Genomic DNA, 19,685 nt, shown 5'->3' with positions numbered 1-19,685 from the left:
TCCCCCCATGTTTCTCGGCATCGATATCGGCACCTCCGGCGTCAAGGCGGTAGTGCTCGACGACAGCGGCGCGGTCGCCGGACAGGGAACGGCGGCGCTGACCGTGCAGCGTCCCCATCCGCTCTGGTCCGAACAGGACCCCGACGCCTGGTGGAAGGCGACCACCGCCGCCGTCCAGGCGATCGACCCGGCGGTGCGGCGCGCGGTGCGCGGCATCGGTCTCGCCGGGCAGATGCACGGCGCGACCCTGCTGGGGGCGGACGACCGCCCCTTGCGCCCCGCCATTTTGTGGAATGACGGGCGCAGCGCCGCCGAGTGCCGCGCGCTGGAGGCGGCGGTGCCCGATCTCCACGCGATCACCGGCAATCTGGCGATGCCCGGCTTCACCGCGCCCAAGCTGCTATGGGTCCGCGACCACGAGCCGGACGTGTTCGCCGCGGTCCGCGCCGTGCTGCTGCCCAAGGACTATGTCCGGCTGAAGATGACCGGCGACAAGGCGTCCGACCTGTCGGACAGCGCCGGCACCATCTGGCTCGACGTCGCCGGCCGGCGGTGGAGCGACGCGGTGCTCGCCGCCTGCGGCTTGACCCAGGCGCAGATGCCCAGCCTGCACGAGGGATCGGACGTCACCGGCACGCTGCTGGCCGAGGTGGCCGAACTGTGGGGCGTGCCGCCAGTGCCGGTCGCGGCCGGCGGCGGCGACAATGCGGCGGGCGCGGTCGGCGTCGGCGTGGTGCGGGACGGCGACGCGCTGCTGTCGCTCGGCACCTCGGGCGTGATCTTCGTCGCGACGAAGGAGTTCCGCCCCAATCCGGCGCGCGCCGTCCATGCCTTCTGCCACGCCCTGCCCGGCCTGTGGCACCAGATGTCGGTCCACCTGTCCGCCGCCTCGTGCATCGACTGGGTGGCGCGGATCACGGCGGCCGGCGGCGCGGCCGAACTGTTCGCGCGCGCCGAGGCGGCGGGGCCGGCCTGCGGCCCCGAACTCTTCCTCCCCTATCTGTCGGGCGAGCGGACGCCGCACAACGATGCCGAGGTGCGTGGCGCCTTCCTCCGCCTCGACCATGACACGGACGGCGGCCGACTGGCGCAGGCGGTGCTGGAGGGCGTCGCCTTCGCGCTGGCCGACGGGCTCGACGCATTGAAGGATGCCGGCACGCGGGTCGACCGCATGGCGGTGATCGGCGGTGGTGCGCGCTCCGGCTATTGGGGCCGCATCCTCGCCAGCGCGATGGAGGTCGAGCTGGTCTATCTCCAGGGCGGCGAGGTCGGCCCGGCCTTGGGCGCCGCCCGCCTCGCGCAGCTCGCCGTCGATGGCGGCGATCCCGCCAGCGTCTGCGCCGCCCCGCCGGTCGCGCGCAGCATCGCCCCCGAACCCGAACTGGTCGACCGGCTCGCCGCCAAGAAGGCCGCCTTCCGCGACGCCTATTCCCGCATCACCCCCACCCCTCTCGACAGGAACGCCTGATGTCCGATTTCTTCGCCGACATTCCCCAGATCCGCTACGAAGGTCCGGATTCGACCAACGAGCTGGCCTATCGCTATTACGACAAGAACCGCGTCGTGATGGGCAAGACGATGGAGGAGCATCTCCGCTTCGCCGCCTGTTTCTGGCACACCTTCTGCTGGCCCGGCTCCGACGTGTTCGGCGGCGGCACCTTCAACCGCCCCTGGCATCGCGGCGCGAACGACAGCGCGGCGGCCGCCGAGAAGCGCGAGGTGGCGTTCGACTTCTTCCAGAAGCTCGACGTGCCCTATTACTGCTTCCATGACGTGGACGTGATGGCGGACGCCGCCAACGTCACCGAGCATCGCCGCTATTTCGCCGAGGCCGTCGACCATCTGGAGACGCTCCAGGCCTCGTCGGGCCGCAAGCTGCTCTGGGGCACCGCCAATCTGTTCAGCCATCCGCGCTTCGCCGCCGGCGGCGCGACCAATCCCGATCCGGAGGTCTATGCGTTCGGCGCGCTCCAGGTCCGCGACGCGCTGGAGGCCACGCATCGCCTGGGCGGCAGCAACTATGTGCTGTGGGGCGGCCGCGAGGGGTATGAGACGCTGCACAACACCGACCTGAAGCGCGAGCTGGACAATTTCGGCCGCTTCCTCAGCCTGGTGGTCGAGCACAAGCACAAGATCGGCTTCACCGGCACGATCCTGATCGAGCCCAAGCCGCACGAGCCGACCAAGCATCAGTACGACTTCGACACCGCGACCGTGTACGGCTTCCTGAAGCGCTACGGCTTGGAGAACGAGGTCAAGGTCAATATCGAGGCGAACCACGCCACGCTGTCGGGCCACACCTTCGAGCATGAGATCGCGACATCGGCGGCGCTCGGCATCTTCGGCTCGATCGACGCCAATCGCGGTGACCCGCAGAATGGCTGGGACACGGATCAATTCCCCAACTCGGTCGAGGAACTGACGCTGGCGATGATCGAGATCATCCGCGCGGGCGGCTTCACCACCGGCGGCTTCAACTTCGACGCCAAGGTGCGTCGCCAGTCGATGGACCCGGCCGACCTGTTCTACGGCCACGTCGGCGGCATCGACGTGGTCGCCAAGGGCCTGCTCAACGCCGCCGCGATCATCGAGGACGGTCGCCTCGACTCGATCAAGGCGGAGCGTTACGCCGGCTGGGACGGCGCGTTCGGCCAGCAGGTCGGCGGCCTCGACCTGGCGGGCATCGCCGACCTGGCGGTGGAGCGGAACATCGATCCCAAGCCCCGCTCCGGCCGGCAGGAGCGGATCGAGAACCTCATCAACCGCTTCCTGTAAGACGTCCGGCCCCCTTCCCGCCTTCGGGGAGGGGGCGCCTCTTCATGTTCCCGCGAACGCGGGAGTCCAGGGCCAGGCGGAGCGCCACCCTTTGCCCGCGCGGAAGCTCGGGGCTTGCCCCGCCCCCCGTCCCGCCTCTACGCCACGCGCATGAGCGAACAACGTTGCGGCCTCGTCGCCGTCCTCGGCGCGCCCAATGCGGGCAAGTCCACCCTGGTCAATGCCCTGGTCGGGCAGAAGGTGGCGATCGTCAGCCCCAAGGCGCAGACGACGCGCGCGCGCCTGATGGGCGTCGCGATCGAGGAGGAGGCGCAGCTGCTGCTGGTCGACACGCCCGGCATCTTCGAGCCGCAGCGCCGGCTGGACCGCGCGATGGTCGCCGCCGCCTGGGGCGGGACCGAAGGCGCGGACGTGCTGGCGCTGGTCGTCGACGCCAAGGGCGGCCTGGGCAGCAAGGTGACCGACATCGCCGAATCCTTACGCGACCGGCCCGAGCCCAAGCACCTGATCCTCAACAAGGTCGACCTGGCCGACAAGGCCAAGCTGCTGATCCATGCCGAGCGGCTGAACGCGCTGCTGCCCTTTGCAGAGACCTGGTTCGTCTCCGCCCAGACCGGCGACGGCCTGCCCGAATTGAAGCGCGCGCTGGCCGGGGCGATGCCGGTCGGCCCCTGGCACTATCCCGAGGACCAGGTGTCCGACGCCACCGAGCGCGCCATGGCCGCCGAAGTGACGCGCGAGCAGCTCTATCTCCAGCTCCATGCCGAGTTGCCCTATGCCAGCGCGATCGAGACCGAGGCGTTCAAGGAGCGCGAGGACGGATCGGTCGAGATCCACCAGCAGATCCTGGTCGAGCGCCCGACCCAGCGCGCCATCGTGCTGGGCAAGGGCGGCAGCCGCATCCGCGAGATCGGCGCGCGCGCGCGCACCGAACTGGCGGTGCTGCTCGACCGGCCGGTGCACCTCTACCTCCACGTCAAGGTCCGCCCCGGCTGGGACGAGGACCGAACGCTCTATCGCGACATCGGGCTCGACTGGGTCGACTGAAGCAGCGCCTCGACCCATTCGGGCACCAGCCGGCTGGCGGGGCCGAGCCGCGTCTCGTCGAATCGGCGGCTGCCTGCCGATGGCTCCAGATTGAGTTCCAGCGTGCGTGCGCCATAGGCGGCGGCCTTCGCGACGAATCCCGCCGCCGGATAGACCGCGCCCGACGTGCCGATCGAGACGAACAGGTCGCAGGCCGCCAGCGCGGCCTCGATCCGCTCCATCGCGTAGGGAAACTCGCCGAAGAAGACGATGTCCGGCCGTAGCGCCGCCGCCCCGCAGCCTGGGCAGCGGCTGCCGGGCGGCAGTGGCCCCGGATGCGGCATCCGGGCACCGCAGGCGGCGCACAAGGCGGATCGCAATTCGCCATGCATATGGAGCAGCCGCCGCGCGCCCGCCCGCTCATGCAGGTCGTCGACATTCTGCGTCACGATCAGCAACTCGCCCCGCCATTCCCGGTCCAGTCGCGCCAGCGCCTCATGGGCGGGATTTGGCACGACATCGAGCAGCGCCGCACGGCGCAAATCGTAGAAGCGGTGCACCAAGGCCGGGTCGGCCCCCAGCGCCTGCGGCGTGCAGACCTCCTCGACCCGATGCCCCTCCCACAAGCCTCCGGGCCCTCGGAAAGTGGGGACCCCCGATTCGGCAGAAATCCCCGCCCCGGTCAGCACGACGATGGCAGATCGTTTCTCCATGACGGCAGGATAGAAGCCCCAGCGATTGGCGAACAGGCCCGGCAAGGCCCGGTGACACCGAAAATCGACAGAGCCGATGGGCGATCGCATGGAGGTTTACCGATCAACATAATGATTATCATGGATTATTTTATTCATCTTTATCATCGTCCCGCTTTAGCACATTGTTAATCCAAGCTATCTGTTGCCCTACTCGGTCGGTCGCATCAAAGAGGCGTCAAGTTCTCGAACCTCTCTGACGGAGACCTTTGTGAAGATCATCAAGACCCTGCTCGCCAGCACCGCCGCCCTGACCATCCTCGCCGCTGCGCCGGCCTCCGCTGCGCTGCTGAACTTCAAGATTACCAATGGCGCAGATCTGATCGATTCGTTCGATCTGAACTCCGATACCGGCATCCAGAACTCGATCGCCAACTACGTCTTCTTTGACATCAGCAACAGCCTCAAGGGCAACAACGCCGCCTATTTCGGCAGTTCCGCAGCGGAATATGGCGCCTTCAACTTCGGCATCGGCACGAAGCGGAAAGGTGAGGACTCGGTCGAATACTGGTTCGACGATGCCTTCACCGCCGCCAAGCCGCTCTACATCGGCGGCCTGAGGCTGAACATCACCGATGCCGACTTGGCCACGCCGGGTGGCTATGTGGTGCCGACCGAGGGCGGCAACGTCGTCACCATCTCGGCGGTGCCCGAACCCGCCACCTGGGCACTGATGCTGCTCGGCTTCGGCATGGTCGCCGGTGCTGCGCGCTATCGCCGCCGCAACACCGCGATCCGCTTCGCTTGAAGTGACGGACGGGGCGGCAGGACAGATTCCCGCCCCGAACGTCGGAAACGCCGTCGGCCGTCAGGCCGGCGGCGTTTCCGCTTTTACTCGCCGGGCGTTAGCGAAACCGGGCGATTTCCGGTTCCGGCTTGCCGCGCTTCGTGCCAAGGATCGGCCATGCCACACCGCCAGCATCTGAGCCTTCCCGCATGACCGCCATCGGCATCTATGGCAGCGCCGGCCGCATGGGCCGCGCCATCGCCGACGCGCTGGTCGAGGCTGGCGCACGGCTCGCCGGCGGGTCGGAGGCGAAGGATGATCCCGCGATCGTTGCGCGCGCCGCCGACGTGCTGGTCGACTTCTCCACGCCCTCCGCGCTGGAGGCACATCTCGACGCGGCGGTCGCGGCGGATACGCCGATCGTGATCGGCACCACCGGCCTGTCGCCCGCGCACCATGCGGCGATCGACGCCGCCGCCACCCGCGTCGCCATCCTCCAGACCGGCAACACCTCGCTCGGCGTCACGCTGCTGGCGATGCTGGTGCAGGAGGCCGCCGCCCGGCTCGGACCCGACTGGGACATCGAGATCGTCGAGATGCACCATCGCCACAAGGTCGATGCCCCCTCCGGCACCGCGCTGCTGCTGGGCGAGGCGGCGGCGGCGGGGCGCGGCTCGACGCTGTCGGAACTGCGTGTCGACAGCCGCGTCGGACTGACCGGCGCGCGTAGCGAGGGCACGATCGGGCTGGCGGCGCTGCGCGGCGGATCGGTGGTCGGCGATCACAGCGTCATCCTGGCGGCGGAAGGCGAGCGGATCGAACTCAGCCACCTGGCGCAGGACCGCAGCATCTTCGCGCGCGGCGCGGTGAAGGCGGCACTATGGCTCGCCCGGCAACCCGCCGGCCGCTATCGCATGGGCGACGTGCTGGGCCTCTGAGCGTGAAGCGCGCCGACGTTCGCGATTTCTATCACCGGCTCGCGGAAGCGGACCCGCATCCGGTCACCGAACTGGACTATCGCAACCCGTTCACGCTGGTCGTGGCGGTGGCGCTGTCGGCGCAGGCGACCGACGTGTCGGTCAACAAGGCGACCCGCGCGCTGTTCGAGACGGTCGACACGCCCGAGAAGATGGTGGCGCTCGGCGAGGAGGGGCTGAAACGGCATATCAAGACGATCGGCCTGTACAATGCCAAGGCGAAGAACGTCATCGCCCTGTCGCAGATGCTGATCGATGCGTTCGGCGGCGAGGTGCCCGCCACGCGCGAGGCGCTGGAGCGGCTGCCCGGCGTCGGCCGCAAGACCGCCAATGTCGTGCTCAACGTGGCGTTCGGCGCGGAAACCTTCGCGGTCGACACGCATATCTTCCGAGTCTGCAACCGCACCGGCCTCGCCCCCGGCAAGACGCCATTGGCGGTCGAGCTGAAGCTGGACAAGGCGACGCCCCCGCCCTTTCGCCAGCACGCCCATCACTGGCTGATCCTGCACGGCCGCTATGTGTGCAAGGCGCGCCGGCCCGAATGCTGGCGTTGCATCGTCGCCGATCTCTGTGCGTTCAAGCCCAAGACCCCGCCGCCCGCCACCAAGGCGGCGCGCGCGGCCTGACGGAGGCGATGCGATGACGCGATCCCGGCGACGGTTCTTCCTGCTGCTGGCGATCGCACCCGCCTTCGCGGCTTCCGCCAGGAACCGCGATCATGGCACCCCGCCCCCGGCCGAGCCGGCAGGCGCGGCAGTGGACTGCATCCCCGCCCATCTGATCCGCGAGAGCCAGGTCCGCAGCGACCGGGTGATCGATTTCCTGATGCGCGACCGCCGCGTCTTCCGCACCACCCTGGCACAGGCCTGCCCAGGCCTCGGCTATGAGCGGCGGATCAGCTACCGCCCGATCGGCAACCGGCTCTGCTCGACCGACATCCTGACGGTCATCACCAGCGCGCCGATCCAGAGCGGCGCCGCCTGCGGCCTGGCGCCCTTCCAGCCCGTCACCCTGACGCCGACACGACGATTCCCTGCACGTTAGGGCTGGCGCTCCGCCAAAGGCTTTGCTAGGCGAGCCCTCCAGGCACCCGTAGCTCAGCTGGATAGAGCGCTGCCCTCCGAAGGCAGAGGCCACAGGTTCGAATCCTGTCGGGTGCGCCATTTCCGTTCAGCTTTGCACACTGCCGCGCCGGGCTGCCCGGACACCCTGATCGTGCGTTCCAGCATAGCGTCGTGCTCCGCGATCCGCACCTCTTGGTCGCGAACCTCGACGCGATGGGCGTCGTCGATCACATCGGCAATGATGGGCCAGCCTCTAATCAAATCTTCAACTCGCACGAAAACCTATGCGTGCAGACTGGGTCTAGATCGATCGCATTACCCGCAAATCATGGTTACTATAGTGATTAACCATGGCGGGCTTCATATTGACACAAAGCTGCCCCCAACAACCTATTGCGCGATAACGAAAATCCACGTTAGGAGATTGTTCATCAGATTACGGGGAACGACATGAAGAAGATCATCGCCGCAACGGCAGCATTTGGAGCCTTTGCTAGCGCCGGATCGGCGCAGGCCGCGGATTTCGTGTTCAACACAGTCAATTCCGGTAAAGTTACCGGCTCAGGCTACGGCAATGCTTTCACTTACTCCGGCAGTGACGGGTCGCGGTCGATCACGATGAAGGCGACCGCTTGGTCGCGAGGCTTCGATGGTGCGTTCACGGCCGGCGAGATCGCGTCTTTCGGCTCGAACGGTCTCGGCATCTACCAGCAGGGTGAACGTCGCGACGGCGGCTATCACCAGATCGACAACATCAATGGCTGGGAATTCCTCATCCTCCAGTTCAGCGAGGCCGTGACGCTGCAATCGGCAAAGCTGAACAGCTTCGGCATCGACGACCGCAACTATACCGACAATGACGCCTTTATCGGCTGGAACTCGTCGACGCTCGGCCTCGGCACGGCGCTGACGGGCACGGATGCCGCGACGCTGTTCGACACCCGCCTCGGTGGCTCCAACAGCAACAGCGACGCCTACAAGACCGCTCTCCAGACCTATGCCCTGCCGCTGGCCAAAGCGTCGAACGTCTGGATCGTGGGCGGTTCGTTCAACGGGCCGGACGATCGCAACGACTTCTTCAAGGTCGCGCAGTTGACGGTGGCGGCGGTTCCCTAGCCCACGACTTGGGCGATGATGCTGGTCGGTTTTGCGATGGTTGGAGCCGCAGCCCGCTATCGCCGCCGGTCGACCAAGATCGCCCTGGCGTAAACCCATATCCGGTTTGAGGCCTGAACTCCCATCTCTGTATGGCTTCAAGAAAGGCCGCTGGTCGAAAGGCTGGCGGCCTTTACCGTTTGCCGGTGCCGACCTGACGCCCCCCCCCCGGCCGCGGCGGCAGCTCTGCCGGATACAAGGCTTGGGATGCGGTCGCTCCATCGGTTTCAACCGCTTTTCGTCAAAATGAAGGCCAGCAGGAAGCCAACGACCGCGATCAGGCCGGAATAGTCATGCGTGGCTTCGGTGGCCTCCGGGATCATCGTGTCCACCAGCATGGCGAGGATCGCGCCGGCCGCGACCGCCGTGACGCCCGCGATCAGGTCCGGGCTGCTGCCGGCCAGCGCCACATTGCCGATCATCGCGGCGATCGCGGAGGCGATGGCGATGCCGCCCCAGACGCCGAACACGTACTTGGGCGAGCGGCCGGCCGCCTTCATGCCGGCCGCGCTCGACAAGCCCTCCGGCACGTTCGACAGGAACACGGCCGCCACCGTCACCGCGCTCACGCCGCCGCCGCCGAGCAGACTGACGCCGATGACGACCGATTCCGGAATGCCGTCGAGCAGCGCGCCGATCGCGATGGCGGCACCGGAGTCGCTGCGCGCATCGGACTGGCGTTCGTCGGGGTTGGAGCCCGACCGCTTGCGGTGACGGGCTCCGCGCCTAGAGACGATGATGTTCGCGGCCGTATAGGTGATCGCTCCGCCAAGAAAGCCGACCGCCGTGGCATCGAAGCCGCCCTGGTGGAACGCCTCATCCATCAGGTCGAACGCCACGGCGGAGATCAGCACGCCCGCGCCGACCGCCATCACGGCGGCGATCAGGCGTTGCGGCAGGGTCGCGAACCACGCCACGACCGCGCCGAGGACCAATGCCGATCCTCCCACCAGCCCCCAGAAGCCGGCGGCCCATAGTCCAGTCATGGCGAATCCCCTATCGTTGCAGGCGCGCAACGCCATCGTCCGGTGAAGGCTCCGTCGAGCTGACTAACAGCCTGTTCCCGCGTCACTTTCCGGCAGAATACATCCAGAACCGATCAAGGAGTCGTGGACGCGGCCCGTCTCGGGAGACTAGGTGCCCCGACAGGGGGACGTCTATGAGACGCATGGTGATTCTCGGTTGTGCCGCCCTTTCGATGCTGGCTGTCGGCACGGTGCCAAGTGACGCCCGCCGATCGTCGACCTATAAGAGCCGGAAGCACAGCGTACGCGTCCGCACCTTCACGCCGTCGCGCGGCACGACAAGCGGTGAATGTCCGTGCAATGGCGACGACGCCTGTGTCGGCCCGCGCGGCGGCCGATATTGCATCACCAGCAGCGGGAACAAGCGCTACGGGGTTTGACGGCGGTACGGATCGGACATTCGTCGCGTACAGGCCGCAACACATCCTTCCAGACGCGGCGCAGGGCCTCGAACGGCACGCTTAAAATCACCTTAACCTACGATTAACTACGCAAATTTCTCTTGGTTATCAGAGACTTTACGCGCACAGGCCGTGCGGCAGTTTCGCCAACAGGGACAATTGAGATGAAAACGGTTTTACTCGCCGCAGCGATTGCGACGAGCGGCCTTATTGCCGCTTCGTCGGCGCAAGCGGCAACCTTCCCGGTGGGCAGTGCCAATTTCAAGGCCACCGCTGGCCCGAACGGCACCTTCGCCGGTGCCTTTTTCAACACGGGCATCGCGTCGGGTGCGTTCACCGACACCTTCACCTTCACGATCCCCGCCAATGGCTTCGGCAGCGGCACGGTGACGACGAGCGCGAACTTCCTCGGTAACGCGAACGATCTCGATTTCACGTCCGTCCTGATCAACGGCGTGGCTGCGCAGATCTTCGTCGCGGGCGGCGGCGTGTTCGAAACGGCCTTCCAGAATCTCATCCCCATCACCGCCGGGCAGCTCAACACGATCACCGTGACCGGCTTCTCGCGCGGCAACGGCGCCTATGGCGGCCAGGCCAGCTTCGAGCCCCTGGATGTCCCCGAGCCGTCCACCTGGGCGCTGATGCTCGCCGGCTTCGGCATGGTTGGCTATGCGATGCGTCGTCGCAAGCTGGCGTTCGCCTAAGCCTGTCGGGGCCGGCTACGGCCGGCCCCTACTCCGCCGCGGAAGGCGCGAGTTCACGAGCGGTGATGCCGCGAGGCTTCCCGCAACCGCCGCCCGCTCCTTGCACCCTCACCCGCACCAGGCATGGCGAGGCGGCCATGGCTAGGTTCGCGCCATCGCAGTGATGCGATCGGCCTTGATCCTGTCTCGCTCGGCATCGGTGCGATCGGCCCGTTCGGCGAGTGCGTCCCAGTTCAAGGCGGACGATTCCCAGCGCAGGCGGACATTCTCCAAGATGGCGGCGCCAGCCGTGCGCCGGCAATCCGCCGCGCGCGAACGATAATCTAATGCACTATCAGACATGATAATTCCCGGCATGTGGAAGCGGGAGCACGATGTCTCTCAGCCGTCGACGCTTCGAGAGAGGCTGTCGACGATAGGTCTTACTATCATGATTCGGCGAATACGCTAAGCGCCAATCGGTCTTTATCGAATCTCGATCCAATTCTGGTCCGGGCCTTGTGGGAAAACCGGTTCTTTTTCGCTCGGACAGTCATGCCTGCCCTGGTCCGACGAGATTTGCACGGACCGGCCCCATCCGACGGACGGCTCGGCAAGCATCGCAAGCGCGGGCGCGTCGGCGACGCTGTCACGCACCATTGTGCCCAAAACTCTGGCTTATCCGGATGCCTCGCATGTCGCGCGCCGCATCCCCTGACATGGCCTCAGTAGCCGGGCGCCTTGGCAAAGTCCGCCTTGCCGAACGGCCGGTCGCGGAAGATATAGTCATAATAGAAGTCGCGCAGCCGACGGTGAAAGGCGCGGATACGATCCTGATAGGCGAGTTGCGCCGCCAGGTCGGTATGCGCCAGCCGCGTCAGCAGCGCCTGAACGCCCACCGACGGAAGTAGCCAGCCGAGCGCGTCGGCGGCGTTGGCGCGGCGCTCCAGCCGCTCGCGATAAGCTTTGACCCGATCGGCGACGCTGTCGTCGCCATTCTGGTGGAAGGCGAAATACCATTTGTAATGGAAACCCTCGGGCAGCGGCGGCGAGTCCGCCCATTCTGGATGGCGGGCATAGAAGCGCCGCATCGTGTCCTCACGCGGGATTTCCCAGGCGTGGTGGACATTCTCGCGCTGCGCCAGCGCGATCCGGGCACCTTCGTCGACCGGAATGGCGCGATCAATGACGACATTGGCGAGCGTCGGAACGACCAGCACGAGCACCAGCCACAGTCCGGCGAGCGTCGCGGCATTGGCGGTCGATCCATGGCCCAGTCGCGACACCAGCCCGGCCAGGCCGATCCAGAACAACAGATACGCACCCGCCACCGCGACGACCAGCAGCATCGCCCAGGTTTCGCCCCCCGACAGAAGCGCGCCGATCATGAACGGCACCGCCAGGGCCGCCAGCAACAGCGCGAACCGCAGCAGCCCACGTCGCAGCCACAGCCGCCCCGCGCCCGGCAGCGCGCCCAGCATCCGGGCGCGTCCCGCCTCGCGCTCGCCCGACTTCAAGTCGTGGAACAGCGCGATGACCAACAGCGGCGCCAGGAACACCAGCACGAAGGCGAAATCGAACCGCCCCGGCAGCGCCAGTTCGGGATTGAAAGTATCGCCGTCATAGATCTGCGCCTCCAGCCCCAGCGTCCGGACGCGCAGGAGATACGGTGCAACATCGCGCATGCCGATCGCGGCGAAGGCGAGCGGCGCGGGCGCGTCCCAGGTGGGGTGGAAGGTATAATAGGCGGCGCTTCCGGCGTCCTTCTCCCGGTCGACATAGCGGGCGATCGCGGCGACATCCCCCGCCTGCGCGGTGGAGATCGCGTCGATGGCGGCGCGCTGCCGTGCCATTTCGGTCATCCCGGCGGCGACGGCGGCGGCGCTGAGCACCGCCAGCAGGACCAGCGCGATGCTCGCCATGCGCGACCGCAGCAGCAGCCGTAGCTCATGCCTCCACATCGCCATTACTTCGCTCCCAGTCGGCGGGTCGCCCATGCCAGCGCGGCCCCGGCCACCACCAGCCAGCCCAGGATGATGGTCAGCCCCGGCAGGCTCGCCCGCACCAAGGTCGCCGCATCGGGCGGGACGAAGGCGAATTCGGGAATTCCCCGCCAATGGTCGGCCCCGATCCGCTTACGCCGGTCGGCGCCGGCGTCCTTGGCGACATCGTCGGCATAGCGGACCGCCTCGGCCTGCAAGCGGTTCAACCGCTGGACGAGGGCGTAGCGATAGGCCTCCGCCTGTTCGAGGAAGCGGCGATGGCCGGTGAAGTCGGTGCCCGCCGCCGCCATCGACGCCTGGCGCAGCGCGATGGTCGGGCTGAGCAGGCCGATCCCGGTGACCCATGCATTCTGCCGCGCCTGCGTCGCGAAGCTGGCCGCGGCATAACGGTCGAACAACTTGCTGGTCAGCGCTTCGCCCTCCAGCGCGAGCAGGCCCTTATAGTTGACCGGCAGATCCTCGACGCGTGTCACGCCATAGCGCTTCAGCACGTCCGCCTTGAACCGGGCGAAATGCGGATCGTCGGGATCATGGCTGTCGCCCATCCGCCGCAGGTCGCGGGCGATGGCGACATCGGTCTGCAGGCGGTTGGTGAGCGGATAGGCCGCGCTCGCCATGTCGGGCGCGACGCGCGGCAGCAGCACCACCGTCACCGCCCACACCGCCAGCAAGGCGAGCAGGGCATCGCGGCGGCGACGGACCAGCATCGACACGAGGATGATGGCCACCACCCACAATGCCAGATAGGCGGCATAGCCCAGTGCGATGGCCGTCATCGGCCCGGCAAAGGCGCCCGGCTGGCCGGCGATCAGCACGAAGCCGATCATCGCCGGAAGTCCGACCAACAGCGCGACCACGCCCAGCGCGGCGAGCTTGCCCAGCACGATCGACCGTGCCGAGGCCCCCTGCACCATCAGCGGGCGCAGTGTCCCCCCTTCGATCTCGCGCGCGACCGCCCCGTAACCGAGGAAGATCAACAGCAGCGGCGCCACCGCCTGAAGGACGAAGGCCGGGGTGAGCTGGCCGAAGCGGACCAGGGCCGAGCTTTGCCGCACATCGCCGAAATTGCTGGTATTCTGCCGATGTCCTTCGAGGAACATGGTGTTGCCGGTAAAGGCGTCGACGCCCGGATCGAAGGCGGCGAGCGGCCCCAGCGGGCGGAAGATGAAATGCCCATAATGGACGACACGGTGCGGGTGGCGGTCGGGCTGCGCCTCGAACGCATGGTTCGCCTCCGCCTGATTGCGCGCGCGATGGTCGGCGATTCCCTGTTGATGCGTCCAGGCAGTGACGACCGCAACCAGCGTCAGGAGCAGCAGCAGCAGGATGGCGGTCACCGCGACGCGGTTGCGCCGCATCAGCCGCCACTCGTCGCGCGCGATGAGCGAGACCGCGCTCATGCCGCCGCCGCCCCCGCGAACCGATCATGCAGGGCGCGCACGTCGAAGCGGGCCTCGCCCTCCGCCGCGACCGCCGCGACGATGCGTCCGCCCTCCAGAAAGCCGATACGGTCGGCGACATCGGCGGCGCTGAGCAGGTCGTGCGTCACCATCAGCACGGCGGTGCCCCGCGCCCGCACCGCATGGAGCAGCGCGTTGAAATCGGCCGTCGCGCGCGGATCGAGGCCGGAGGTCGGCTCGTCGAGCAGCAGCACCGGGACTTCGCGCAACAGCGCCACGGCGATGGCGACCTTCTGTCGCATCCCCTTGGAAAAGCCGCCGAGCCGCTGGTCGAACGCCCGCTCCTGCAGGCCCGCCGCCGCCAGGGCCTCGACAATCGCCGGCCGGTCGCGCGGCGTACCCGACAGGGCGAGCAGGTAATCCGCATTCTCGACCGCGCTCAGATGCTCGTACAGCGCGACATTCTCCGGCAGATAGGCGATGCGGCGCCGGGCCGCGTCGGGATCGGCGGCCGCGTCGATCCCCCCGACCCGCACGCTGCCCCCGTCGACCCGGACGAAGCCGAGCAGGGCCGACAGCGTCGTCGACTTGCCCGCGCCATTGCCACCGAGCAGCGCGTAGATCTCGCCGCTCGCCACCGACAGCGACAGGCCGTCGAGCACGCGATGCGCGCCATAATGGAGGATGGCGCCGTCAATGGCGATTTCGGGCAGGCCGGCGGGCGGTTGGTGCGGCATCGACATATCCGCCCACTGCCCTCCGACAAACGCCATCGTCAAGTGCGATGATGTATCATTCCATTGACAGGCTTTTGTGGATCGGGTTGGGGCGCGTAAAATTTCACGTCATTCGCATTTGGGGGGAACCGTATGTCGATCTGTTTGCGCCGGCTTGCGCCGGCCCTGATGCTCGTGCCGCTGGCCAGCGCAACCGCCGCGCGGGCGAACGAAGGCGCGGAGCCCAAGGCATCGCCGGTCGAGGAAACGACCGACGACATCGTCATCACCGGGTCGCGCAGGGCCAATGCCAGCATCAACGGACTCGACATCGATCCGCAACTGCTGCCGCAGAATGTCCGCCTGCTCGACGACCAGCTGATCGAGCGGGCGGGCTTTACCGACCTGTCGCAGCTGTTCGATCTGGCGGGCGGCATGTCGCGGCAGAACAGCTTCGGCGGCGCCTGGGATGCCTATGCGATCCGGGGATTTTCCGGCGATATCAATCAGGGGCCGGACCTGCTGGTCAATCGCTTCAGCGCCAATCGCGGCTTCAATGCGCGCCGCGACGTGGCGACGGTCGAAAGCTTCCAGGTGCTGAAGGGCCCGGCCTCGGCGCTATCGGGCAAGGGCGAACCGGGCGGATCGATCAACATCGTGACCAAGGCCCCGCTCGACCATGTCCATGCCGGCGGCGAGCTGGGCTATGCCAGTTTCGATACGTGGCGCGGCAGCTTCGATATCGGCGGCCCGGTCGGCAAGGGCCTGTCGACGCGGGTCATCGGCGTCTATCAGGACGGCGGCAGCTTCCGCGACTTCGTGCATAACGACCGGCTGCTGTTCGCGCCGTCGATCGGCTGGCGGCTGAACGACCGGGTGCGGCTGCTCTACCAGCTCGAATATAATCTGGTGGGCTTCACCCATGATCGCGGGCTGGTGGCGGTGAACGGCAATGGCCGCGCGCTGCCGCGCAGCCGGTTCCTGGGCGAGCCGAACGACGGGCAGATGACCCAGCGCACGTCGCAGCATCAGGCGACCGCCTATGTCGATCTCGGCCCCGGCGTCGCGCTGGAGGGCGGCGTCCAATATCGCGACGGCGCGCTGCTGGGGCAGTCGACGCACAATAGCCGATTGGTCGGCACGCAATTGTGGCGGCAGTTGCGCATCCATGATTACCGCTGGCAGGATCTGTCTGGGCGGATCGAGCTGAGCGCCAATCGTACGCTGCTCGGCATCGGTCATCAGATGCGGGTCGGCGCCGACGCCTTCGATTACGACCAGCGACGCATCTTCCACCGGTTCAACCCGACGGCGGCGCAGCCCTATGCCATCGACATCGCCAAGCCGGTCTATGGCCAGCCCAAGCCGGTCGCGCCGCTCAACCAGGATCTGCTCGAACGGCTGGGCGGGCACAGCGTCTATGCCCAGGACCTGCTGACGTTCGACGATCGCGTCTCGCTGCTGCTCGGTCTCCGCCACGACTGGATACGCCAGGACAATCTGAACTATCGGACCGGCCGCACCGACCGGCAGCGTCCACAGGCGACCAGCCCCCGCGCCGCCTTCACCATCGCGCCGAGCGCGCATGTCTCGGCCTATATCAGCTGGGGCCGGTCGTTCCGCTTCAACCAGGGCGTCGACGCCGCCGACGCCCCCTTCGCCCCCGAACGCGGCGAGGCGTGGGAGGGTGGCGTGAAGATCGCGGCGCTGGACAAGCGGCTGACCGGCACCGTCTCGCTCTTCCAGATCACCAAGCGCAACATCCTGGTCAACGATCCCGCCAATCCCGGTTTCTCGATCGCGACCGGCGAGGCGCGCAGTCGCGGGGTGGAAGCCGACGCCAATTATCGCGTCGGCGAGCGGCTGACGCTGACCGGCGTCTATGCCTATACCGATGCGAAGGTGACGCGCGATACACGGTCGGGCCTGACCGGCAGCGCCCTGTCGAACATCCCGCATCACAGCGGCGCGGCCTATGCCTTCTGGCAGTCCCGCGGGACGCGACCGGGATCGGTCGGCATCGGCGCGGGCGTGACCTATGTCGGCGCACGGCCGGGCGACGACGTCGCCAGCGGGCTCCGCCTGCCGGGCTATGCCACCGCTCGGCTCAAGCTGTCCTACCGGCTGACAAAAGGGCTGTCGGCGCATCTCGATGGCGAGAATCTGTTCGACGTCTATTATCTCGAAAGCAGCTATTCGAATGTGTGGATCACGCCCGGCGCACCGCGCACGATCCGCGCCCGGATCGCCCTCGCGCTGTGAGACGACTGGCATGGGGGCTGGCGCTGGCCGCCGGTGGCTGGCAGGCGCCCGCTGCCGCCCAGCGCACGACCGAGAATACCGTGCGCGAGGCGGAGGACGGCTTCGGCAAGAGCGTGGGCAGCGAATCGATCGGCATCTACGCCAGCGGCGAGGTGCGCGGGTTCAGCGCGACCGAGGCGGGCAACAATCGGATCGAGGGCATATACTGGGATCGCGCGGCCACGCTGAGCAGCGTCATCACCCGCGAAACGACGACCCGCGTCGGCCTCAGCGCCTTCGGCTATCCGCTGCCCGCGCCGACCGGGATCATCGACCATGAGATGCGTCGCGCGGGACCCAAGCCGGTCGTCAGCGTCCAGGTGAACAGCGGCGATTATCTGGGGACCGATCTGATCGTCGATGCGGCGATCCCCATCGGCGAACGGATCGGCATCAACCTGGATGCGGGGCTTTACGACGACCAATATGTCAGCGGGGCCAGTGGCCGGTTCCTGAGCTATGGCGGGATCGCGCGCCTGCGTCCGGTCGACGGGGTCGAGCTGACCGGCTTCTATGGCGGCTACAGCTTCGCGGACGAGGAACAGGCGCCGACGATCTTCACCGCCGATGGCCGGGTGCCGCAGCCCATCGTGCGCCGCCGCTTCTTCGGACAGGACTGGGCCGACTGGGCGGGACAGGCGTTCAACTATGGCGCGCTGGCCAAGGCGACGCTCGGCCAGTGGCAGGTCGCCGCCGGCGCCTTCCGCAGCCGCTTCGCCCGCGACGAATATCACACCGCCTTCTATCGCGGCGTCGATGCGGACGGGGTCGGCCGTTCCTTCGTGCTGGCGGGCGAGGATCAGACGACCGCCTCCACCTCGGGCGAACTGCGCCTCAGCCGCCTGATCGAGGACGGCCCGCGTCGCCACCGGCTGCTCGTGTCGGTGCGGGCGCGCGATGTGTCGGCGCGCTATGGCGGGCTGGCCACCGCCGATCTGGGACTTGCGACGATCGGCGTTCCCGACCCCCGCCCCCGGCCGATGCCGGTATCCGGCGAGCGGACGCGCGACGATGTGCGGCAGGCGAGCCATGCGGTCGGCTATGAACTGCGCTGGACCAGGCTGCTCGAACTCAATCTGGGCCTGACGCGCACCGATTATCGCAACGCGGTGGTGGTGCCGGACGCGGCCGTCGTCCTGGAACGCGATCGCCCCTGGCTATGGAATGCCGCCCTCGCCCTGCTGCCGACCGAACGCCTGACGCTCTACGTCGCGACGACGCGCGGGCTGGAGGAAAGCGGCATCGCGCCGGGCAATGCGAGCAATCCCGGCGCGGCGCTGCCCGCGCTGCGGACCCGACAATATGAGGCTGGTGCCCGCTACGCCTTTCCCGGCGGCTGGCGCGCGACGACGGCGGTGTTCGACATCGCCAAGCCCTATTTCGACCTCGACCGGCGGAACGGCGCGTTTCGCCAGTTGGGCACCGTCACCCATCGCGGGGCCGAGGCATCGCTGTCCGGAAGTCCGCTGGAGGGGCTCAGCATGATCGTCGGCATGGTCTGGCTGCGTCCCCGCGTGACGGGCCAGGCGGTCGACGACGGGCGGATCGGCCCGCGCCCGATCGGCCGAACGCCGTTGTTCATCGATGCCAGCGTCGACTACCGGATTCCGGGCTTCTCCGGCTTTTCGGTCGACGCCCATGCCACCTATGAAGCGCGACGGACCGCCAATGCCGCGAACACCGCCTCGCTTCCGGCGCGTGCGATCCTCGATCTCGGCGCGCGCTATCGCAGCCGCATCGGCCATGTGCCGACGCTGCTCCGGGTACAGGTGCGCAACGTCGCCGATACGTTCGGTTGGCGGGTATCCGGCGGCGGCGGTTACACGCTGCTGCCGGGCCGCCGCGTCATCGCGAGCGTGACGGCGGATTTCTGAAGCGGTTTCCGATCGGGGCATGGCGCGCGGAGATCGCGTTCAGCCCGTGCCGAAGCCGGCTCGGCCATGCTCGCCATTGTCGGTGCGGTCGCGCCCCGCCAGCACATTCTCCAGTTCGCCGAGCGTATGCGGCACGTCGAGGTGCTGCGCCCCCAGGAACAGGCGCGACCCTTCGCCCTCCGGTACGGCATGGGTCAGCTTGTCGATGTCGACCAGCGCCTTGCCGGACGGAAGGATGTCGATCTGAACGAACCGCATGATGATCTCCGAAGGTCGGCCGCTTGGCTTGGGTGCCGGGTCAACGCATGATGATGCCTCATGGATCGCATCGACGATCCCCATGCGCCCGACCGGCGGGATCTCGCGTTGATCCTACCGCGAAGGAGAGCATCATGATCGATCCCGACACCACGCAGGACGAAGCCGAAGAGATGGAGAAGGTGCAGGAGGACGCGGCCGAGGAGCGCGAGGAAAACGGCGGCTACCAATAAGCGAGATGGACATGGCGGACGGGCTTGCCGGTCCGTCGCGACGGAGGCACCCGGCATGACATGTGCGGGTGCCCCGCCCCCGCGACGGGCGGTCCATTTCGTCGCATTCCGGGGCGACGAATATCATAGCGCCGTCCGCGTGTTCGGAACGCCGGACTTCATCCATATCGGCTGGGACGTCTGGGCCAGAGAGGCCATCGTGCCGGGCGACATCGCCGTGTTCGCCCGCGGCACGAGCGACGATCCGCCGTCGCGCTACAGCTTCCCCGATCTCAGGGAGGCGCAGGCGGAACTGTAGAACCCGATGACATGATT

General features: G+C 67.5%; 19 protein-coding genes, 1 tRNA gene and 1 pseudogene. 14 read left to right on the top strand and 7 right to left on the bottom strand.

The window, feature by feature from the left end; genetic code table 11:
* The first annotated feature begins 7 nt into the window (after positions 1-7).
* From xylB to era, 3 genes are all read left to right on the top strand, one after another.
* Positions 8-1,468: a xylulokinase gene (gene xylB / locus BRX43_RS13230; protein WP_125995568.1), complete on the top strand. Its 1,461-nt coding sequence runs from the start codon at positions 8-10 to the stop codon at positions 1,466-1,468.
* Positions 1,465-2,775, top strand: a complete 1,311-nt coding sequence (gene xylA / locus BRX43_RS13225; protein WP_125995600.1) for a xylose isomerase — start codon at positions 1,465-1,467, stop codon at positions 2,773-2,775. The genes xylB and xylA overlap by 4 nt, the downstream gene beginning before the upstream one ends.
* A 150-nt stretch (positions 2,776-2,925) precedes the next feature.
* Positions 2,926-3,822, top strand: coding sequence for a GTPase Era (era, locus tag BRX43_RS13220; protein WP_125995567.1), 897 nt, complete (start codon positions 2,926-2,928; stop codon positions 3,820-3,822).
* On the opposite strand, the gene BRX43_RS13215 is transcribed toward era, so the two are convergent.
* On the bottom strand, positions 3,789-4,514 hold the full coding sequence (locus BRX43_RS13215; RefSeq protein WP_125995566.1) for an NAD-dependent deacylase: 726 nt from the start codon (positions 4,512-4,514) through the stop codon (positions 3,789-3,791). The two genes, era and BRX43_RS13215, sit on opposite strands and share 34 nt — an antisense overlap.
* 250 nt (positions 4,515-4,764) lie before the next feature.
* Here BRX43_RS13215 and BRX43_RS13210 point away from each other — a divergent pair, with 250 nt between their 5' ends.
* From BRX43_RS13210 to BRX43_RS20900, 7 genes and pseudogenes are all read left to right on the top strand, one after another.
* Positions 4,765-5,301 carry a PEPxxWA-CTERM sorting domain-containing protein gene (locus BRX43_RS13210; protein ID WP_164523601.1) on the top strand — a complete coding sequence of 179 codons (537 nt, stop codon included), beginning with the start codon at positions 4,765-4,767 and terminating at the stop codon, positions 5,299-5,301.
* Positions 5,302-5,489: 188 nt separating this feature from the next.
* Positions 5,490-6,218, top strand: coding sequence for a 4-hydroxy-tetrahydrodipicolinate reductase (gene dapB / locus BRX43_RS13205; protein ID WP_125995564.1), 729 nt, complete (start codon positions 5,490-5,492; stop codon positions 6,216-6,218).
* A 2-nt stretch (positions 6,219-6,220) separates the two neighbouring features.
* The gene (gene nth, locus BRX43_RS13200) at positions 6,221-6,883 is read left to right on the top strand and encodes an endonuclease III (protein ID WP_125995563.1); all 663 of its coding nucleotides are present in this window, start codon (positions 6,221-6,223) and stop codon (positions 6,881-6,883) included.
* Between the two features lie 13 nt (positions 6,884-6,896).
* Entirely contained in the window at positions 6,897-7,301 is a 405-nt protein-coding gene (locus BRX43_RS13195) for a hypothetical protein (protein WP_125995562.1), read from the top strand.
* A gap of 42 nt (positions 7,302-7,343) precedes the next feature.
* Positions 7,344-7,420, top strand: a tRNA-Arg gene (locus BRX43_RS13190).
* A gap of 351 nt (positions 7,421-7,771) precedes the next feature.
* Positions 7,772-8,437, top strand: coding sequence for a hypothetical protein (locus tag BRX43_RS20335; RefSeq protein ID WP_241214953.1), 666 nt, complete (start codon positions 7,772-7,774; stop codon positions 8,435-8,437).
* 3 nt (positions 8,438-8,440) lie between these two features.
* Positions 8,441-8,530, top strand: a pseudogene (locus tag BRX43_RS20900) (PEPxxWA-CTERM sorting domain-containing protein); the annotation flags it as partial.
* A gap of 173 nt (positions 8,531-8,703) precedes the next feature.
* Here BRX43_RS20900 and BRX43_RS13180 read toward each other — a convergent pair.
* The gene (locus BRX43_RS13180; protein ID WP_125995561.1) at positions 8,704-9,462 is read right to left on the bottom strand and encodes a ZIP family zinc transporter; all 759 of its coding nucleotides are present in this window, start codon (positions 9,460-9,462) and stop codon (positions 8,704-8,706) included.
* A 541-nt stretch (positions 9,463-10,003) separates the two neighbouring features.
* On the opposite strand from BRX43_RS13180, the gene BRX43_RS13170 reads away from it, so the two are divergent.
* Entirely contained in the window at positions 10,004-10,606 is a 603-nt protein-coding gene (locus tag BRX43_RS13170; protein WP_241214948.1) for an FxDxF family PEP-CTERM protein, read from the top strand.
* A 141-nt stretch (positions 10,607-10,747) separates the two neighbouring features.
* On the opposite strand, the gene BRX43_RS13165 is transcribed toward BRX43_RS13170, so the two are convergent.
* The 4 genes from BRX43_RS13165 to BRX43_RS13150 form a co-directional block, all read right to left on the bottom strand.
* On the bottom strand, positions 10,748-10,948 hold the full coding sequence (locus BRX43_RS13165; RefSeq protein ID WP_125995560.1) for a hypothetical protein: 201 nt from the start codon (positions 10,946-10,948) through the stop codon (positions 10,748-10,750).
* 362 nt (positions 10,949-11,310) lie between these two features.
* Complete coding sequence (locus BRX43_RS13160; protein ID WP_125995559.1) at positions 11,311-12,552, bottom strand: DUF3526 domain-containing protein; 1,242 nt, start codon at positions 12,550-12,552, stop codon at positions 11,311-11,313.
* The gene (locus BRX43_RS13155; protein ID WP_125995558.1) at positions 12,552-13,988 is read right to left on the bottom strand and encodes a DUF3526 domain-containing protein; all 1,437 of its coding nucleotides are present in this window, start codon (positions 13,986-13,988) and stop codon (positions 12,552-12,554) included. Before BRX43_RS13155 ends, BRX43_RS13160 begins: the two co-directional genes overlap by 1 nt.
* Positions 13,985-14,725: an ABC transporter ATP-binding protein gene (locus BRX43_RS13150; protein ID WP_125995557.1), complete on the bottom strand. Its 741-nt coding sequence runs from the start codon at positions 14,723-14,725 to the stop codon at positions 13,985-13,987. Before BRX43_RS13150 ends, BRX43_RS13155 begins: the two co-directional genes overlap by 4 nt.
* A gap of 144 nt (positions 14,726-14,869) precedes the next feature.
* Here BRX43_RS13150 and BRX43_RS13145 point away from each other — a divergent pair, with 144 nt between their 5' ends.
* Together BRX43_RS13145 and BRX43_RS13140 are read left to right on the top strand one after the other, a co-directional pair.
* Positions 14,870-16,966, top strand: a complete 2,097-nt coding sequence (locus tag BRX43_RS13145; protein ID WP_206433209.1) for a TonB-dependent siderophore receptor — start codon at positions 14,870-14,872, stop codon at positions 16,964-16,966.
* Entirely contained in the window at positions 16,963-18,879 is a 1,917-nt protein-coding gene (locus tag BRX43_RS13140; protein WP_125995556.1) for a TonB-dependent receptor, read from the top strand. The genes BRX43_RS13145 and BRX43_RS13140 overlap by 4 nt, the downstream gene beginning before the upstream one ends.
* Before the next feature lie 39 nt (positions 18,880-18,918).
* Here the strand turns inward: BRX43_RS13140 and BRX43_RS13135 are convergent, their stop codons facing one another.
* Positions 18,919-19,137 carry a hypothetical protein gene (locus BRX43_RS13135; protein WP_125995555.1) on the bottom strand — a complete coding sequence of 73 codons (219 nt, stop codon included), beginning with the start codon at positions 19,135-19,137 and terminating at the stop codon, positions 18,919-18,921.
* A gap of 288 nt (positions 19,138-19,425) precedes the next feature.
* Between BRX43_RS13135 and BRX43_RS13130 the strand changes: the two genes are divergently transcribed.
* Complete coding sequence (locus BRX43_RS13130; RefSeq protein WP_125995554.1) at positions 19,426-19,668, top strand: hypothetical protein; 243 nt, start codon at positions 19,426-19,428, stop codon at positions 19,666-19,668.
* Positions 19,669-19,685: the final 17 nt, after the last annotated feature.

Source organism: Sphingomonas sp. S-NIH.Pt15_0812 (genome assembly GCF_003951315.1).
In the GTDB taxonomy this organism is placed as follows: Bacteria; Pseudomonadota; Alphaproteobacteria; order Sphingomonadales; family Sphingomonadaceae; genus Sphingomonas.
Note: the sequence above shows the minus strand (reverse complement) of the source record. Positions and strands in the feature narration are given on the sequence as shown.